The sequence below is a fragment of the Ruegeria sp. L12 genome (assembly GCF_056531745.1).
In genome coordinates this window covers 1-4,469 of record NZ_JBQFMH010000038.1, presented here as the reverse complement: position 1 = coordinate 4,469, position 4,469 = coordinate 1, and the positions used below count along the sequence as shown (strand labels likewise).

The following is a 4,469-nucleotide window of genomic DNA, read 5'->3' as shown; positions in this document are numbered from 1 at the left end:
AAACCCCGCCCATTATTGGGCGGGGTTGAGGAGTATTACTCAGCGGCGTCTTCGTATTCTGACATGGGAGGGCATGTGCAGATGAGGTTTCGGTCTCCGTAAGCGTTGTCGACGCGGTTGACGGGGGACCAGTATTTGTCGACGCCCATGGAGCCCGGCGGGAAGCAGGCCTGTTCGCGCGAGTAGGGACGATCCCAGTCGCCAACCAGATCGCGCACCGTGTGGGGGGCGTTCTTCAGCGGGTTGTTTTCCGCGTCGATCTTGCCGTCGATGATGTCCTGCGCTTCCGCGCGGATGGACAGCATGGCGTCGCAGAAGCGGTCCAGCTCGTCCTTGGGTTCGGATTCCGTGGGTTCCACCATCAGCGTGCCGGCCACCGGCCAGCTCATGGTGGGCGCGTGGAAGCCCGAGTCGACCAGCCGTTTGGCCACGTCATCGACGCTCACATTGCCCTCATCCGCCAGCGGGCGGGTGTCGAGGATGCATTCATGCGCCACACGGCCCGTCTCGGACGTGTAGAGGATCGGATAGGCATCCTTGAGCCGCGCCGCGATATAGTTGGCGTTCAAGATCGCCACTTTGGTCGCCTGGGTCAGACCGGCGCCACCCATCAGCAGCACATAGGCCCATGAGACCGGCAGGATCGAGGGCGAACCGAAGGGCGCCGCCGAGACCGGGCCCACGGCACTGCCGTATTCCGGATGGCCGGGCAGGTGTTCTTCCAGATGCGCCTTGACGCCGATCGGGCCCATGCCGGGGCCGCCGCCGCCATGCGGGATGCAGAAGGTCTTGTGCAGGTTCAGGTGGCTCACATCGCCGCCGATTTTGCCCGGCTGCGCCAGACCGACCATGGCGTTCATGTTCGCCCCGTCGATATAGACCTGACCGCCGTGGTCATGGGTGATCTGGCAGACCTCCTGCACCGTCTCCTCGAACACGCCATGGGTCGAGGGGTAGGTGATCATGCAGGCGGCCAGATGATCCGAGTGCTTTTCCGCCTTGGCGCGGAAGTCGTTCAGGTCGATATTGCCGTTCTCATCCGCCTGCACCGGCACAACCTGCCAGCCCACCATCTGCGCCGAGGCCGGGTTGGTGCCATGCGCCGAGGTCGGGATCAGGCAGACATTGCGCTGCCCCTGCCCCCGCGCAAAGTGATAGTTGCGGATAGTCAAGAGGCCCGCATATTCGCCCTGCGCGCCCGAGTTGGGCTGCTGCGAGATCGCGTCATAGCCGGTGATCTGGCACAGCTTGTCGTTCAGATCGTCGATCATCTCGTGATAGCCCTGCGCCTGATCTTCGGGGCAGAACGGGTGCAGATTGCCGAACTCGGGCCAGGTGACCGGGATCATCTCGATCGTGGCGTTCAGCTTCATGGTGCAGGACCCCAGCGGGATCATCGCCCGGTCCAGCGCCAGATCGCGGTCGGCCAGACGGCGCATATAGCGGGTGATCTCGGCCTCGGCCCGGTTCTTGTGGAAGATCGGATGGGTCAGGTATTCGCTTTCGCGCAGCGCATAATCCGGCAGGCGGTATTGCTTGTTCGAGCTGTCATCCTTGCGGTCGATGCCAAAGGCGCCCCAGACCGCCTCGATGGTCTCGGGGCGGGTCTGTTCGTCCAGGCTGATGCCCACTTTCGTGTCGCCCACCTTGCGCAGGTTCACACCGCGCGCCACGGCGGCCTCCATCACCACGTTCTGCAGATGGCCGACCTCGACCGTAATGGTGTCGAAGAACACTTCCGGTTCCACCGCAAAGCCTGCCTCTTCCAGGCCGGCGGCCAGGCGCGAGGTCTTGCGGTGCACCGATTGCGCGATGGCCTTGATGCCGTCGGGGCCGTGGTACACGGCATACATCGAGGCGATGACGGCCAGCAGCGCCTGCGCGGTGCAGACGTTCGAGTTGGCTTTCTCACGCCGGATATGCTGTTCGCGGGTCTGCAGCGCCAGGCGGTAGGCCTTGTTGCCGCGGCTGTCGATGGAAACACCGATGATCCGGCCCGGCATCGAACGCTTCAGCTTGTCGGTGGTCGCCATATAGGCAGCGTGCGGGCCGCCATAGCCCATCGGCACGCCAAAACGCTGGGTCGAGCCGATGGCGATATCCGCCCCCATCTCACCCGGTGACTTCAGCAGCGCCAGCGACAGGATGTCGGCGGCCACGATGGCAATCGCTTTATGTTCATGCAGGGCGGCGATTTCCTTGGTGAAGTCGCGCACATGGCCGTGGGTGCCGGGATACTGGAAGATGGCGCCAAAGACCGCGCCCGCATCCAGCGTGTCCGGATCGGCCACCTGCACCTCGATGCCCAGAGGCTCGGCGCGGGTCTTGATCACCGCGATGGTCTGCGGGTGGCAGTTCTTGTCGACAAAGAAGGCCGCGTTGTTGGCCTTGGACCGGCCGCCGCGCTTGGCCATGGCCATGGCTTCGGCGGCAGCGGTGGCTTCGTCCAGCAGCGAAGCATTGGCCACGTCCAGCCCGGTCAGGTCGCTGACCATGGTCTGGAAGTTCAGCAGCGCTTCAAGACGGCCCTGAGAGATTTCGGGCTGATACGGCGTATAGGCGGTGTACCAGGCCGGGTTTTCCAGAATGTTGCGCAGGATCGGCGCGGGCGTGGTGGTGCCATAGTACCCCTGACCGATCAGCGAGGTCAGAACCTTGTTCTTGCTCGCCACCTCTTTCATGTGAAAGAGCGCATCGCGCTCGGTCATCGCCGGACCCCAGTCCAGCGGTTCGGTCTGCCGGATTGCAGGCGGGACGGTGGCGTCGATCAGCTCGTCCAGTGTCCTGAAGCCGATCACCTTGAGCATGTCGCGCATCTCGGTCGGGCTGGGCCCGATATGGCGGCGGTTGGCGAAGTCATAGGCTTCGTAATCGGTCAGTTTGAAGGCCATCTTTGCGCTCCTCAAGGATAGGTCAGGGCCGGCGGAGACTGCGGGAGCCTCCGGCGGGAGTATTTGGGAAAAGATAAAGGGGCGGGTCCGCGCAAGGATCCGCCGCCTGAGTTAACCGATGAAGGCTTTGTAGCCGGCCTCATCCATCAGGTCTTCGAGCTGCGCGGCATCGCTGATCTTGATCTTGTAGATCCACGCCTCGCCTTCGGGGTCTTCGTTCAGCGCGCCGGGGTTGTCGGCCAGCGCTTCGTTCACTTCGACAATCTCGCCATCGACCGGGGCATAAAGCTCGGACGCGGCCTTGACGGATTCGATCACGCCGATCTCGCCATCCTTCTCGAACTCGTCACCCGCTTCCTGCTGTTCGACGAAGACCACCTCACCCAGCTGCTCGGCGGCGTGTTTGGTGATGCCCAGCGTGGCGATGTCGCCTTCGACGGTCAGCCATTCATGCTCTTCGGAATAATAGGTTGCCATAGTGTTACTCTCCTGACTTCAACGCTTGTAATTCTGTTTGACGAAGGGCAGCGCCACGATCTGCGCCGGTTGCGCCTTGCCCCGGATGATCAGATTGACCTTCTCGCCCGGCTCGCCATGGCCTGCGGACACATAGCCCATCGCCACCGGGCCGCCGACCGTGGGGCCAAAGCTGCCCGAGGTGATCTGGCCAATCGTGTTGCCATTGCTGCACTGGATTTCCACGCCCTGACGCGCCGGTGCGCGGCCATCGGGCTTGATGCCCACCAGCTTGCGCGCCGCGCCTTCGGCCAGTTCCTTTTGCACGCGGTCGGCACCCGGAAAGCCGCCCTCTTCCTTGCGGCGTTTCTGAATGGCCCAGCCGAGGCTGGCCTCAATCGGCGAGGTGCTCTGGTCGATGTCATTGCCATAAAGGCACAGCCCCGCCTCCAGCCGCAGGCTGTCGCGCGCGCCCAGACCCGCCGGTTCGCAATCCTCATGGGCCAGAAACGCCTTCGTGATCTCGATGGCCTTGTCTTCGGGGATCGAGATCTCGTAGCCGTCCTCGCCGGTATAACCCAGCCGCGAGATGCGGCACTCGACACCCAGGATGTCGGCCACGGTGGTTTCCATGAAGGTCAGGTCACGGGCCGCAGGGCAGAGTTCGCCCACCACGTTTTCCGCCGCAGGGCCCTGAACCGCCACCAGCGCGCGGTCGAAGATCTCGGTCACCTCGACGCCCTCCAGGTTGTCGCGCATATGCGGAATGTCCTGATGCCGCAGCGCCGCGTTCACCACCACAAAGTAATGATCGCCCGCATTCGACACGATCAGATCATCCATGATCCCGCCATCCGCATTGGTGAAAAACCCGTACCGCGCCTTGCCTTCCTTTAGCGTCGCGTAAGCCTGCGGGCACAAAGCTTCCAGCTTCTCGCCCACATTCTCACCCCGCAGGATCACCTGACCCATATGGCTCACATCAAACACCGCCGCCTTCTCACGGCACTGCTTATGCTCTCCCATAATCCCCAAAGGATACTGAACAGGCATCTCCCAACCCGCAAAATCAACCAACTTCCCCCCCAACTCAACATGCAAAGAATGAAGTGGCGTGCGTTT

General features: G+C 62.9%; 3 protein-coding genes. All 3 read right to left on the bottom strand.

Going from position 1 to position 4,469, the window contains the following annotated elements; translation table 11 throughout:
* Positions 1–35: 35 nt before the first annotated feature.
* Positions 36–2,891 carry an aminomethyl-transferring glycine dehydrogenase gene (gene gcvP / locus ACR0K9_RS21370; RefSeq protein ID WP_480826089.1) on the bottom strand — a complete coding sequence of 952 codons (2,856 nt, stop codon included), beginning with the start codon at positions 2,889–2,891 and terminating at the stop codon, positions 36–38.
* 111 nt (positions 2,892–3,002) lie between these two features.
* Positions 3,003–3,368, bottom strand: coding sequence for a glycine cleavage system protein GcvH (gene gcvH / locus ACR0K9_RS21365; RefSeq protein ID WP_480536646.1), 366 nt, complete (start codon positions 3,366–3,368; stop codon positions 3,003–3,005).
* 18 nt (positions 3,369–3,386) lie between these two features.
* Positions 3,387–4,469 (bottom strand): glycine cleavage system aminomethyltransferase GcvT (gene gcvT / locus ACR0K9_RS21360; protein WP_480826088.1); only part of this gene is annotated, 1,083 nt, incomplete at its 5' end.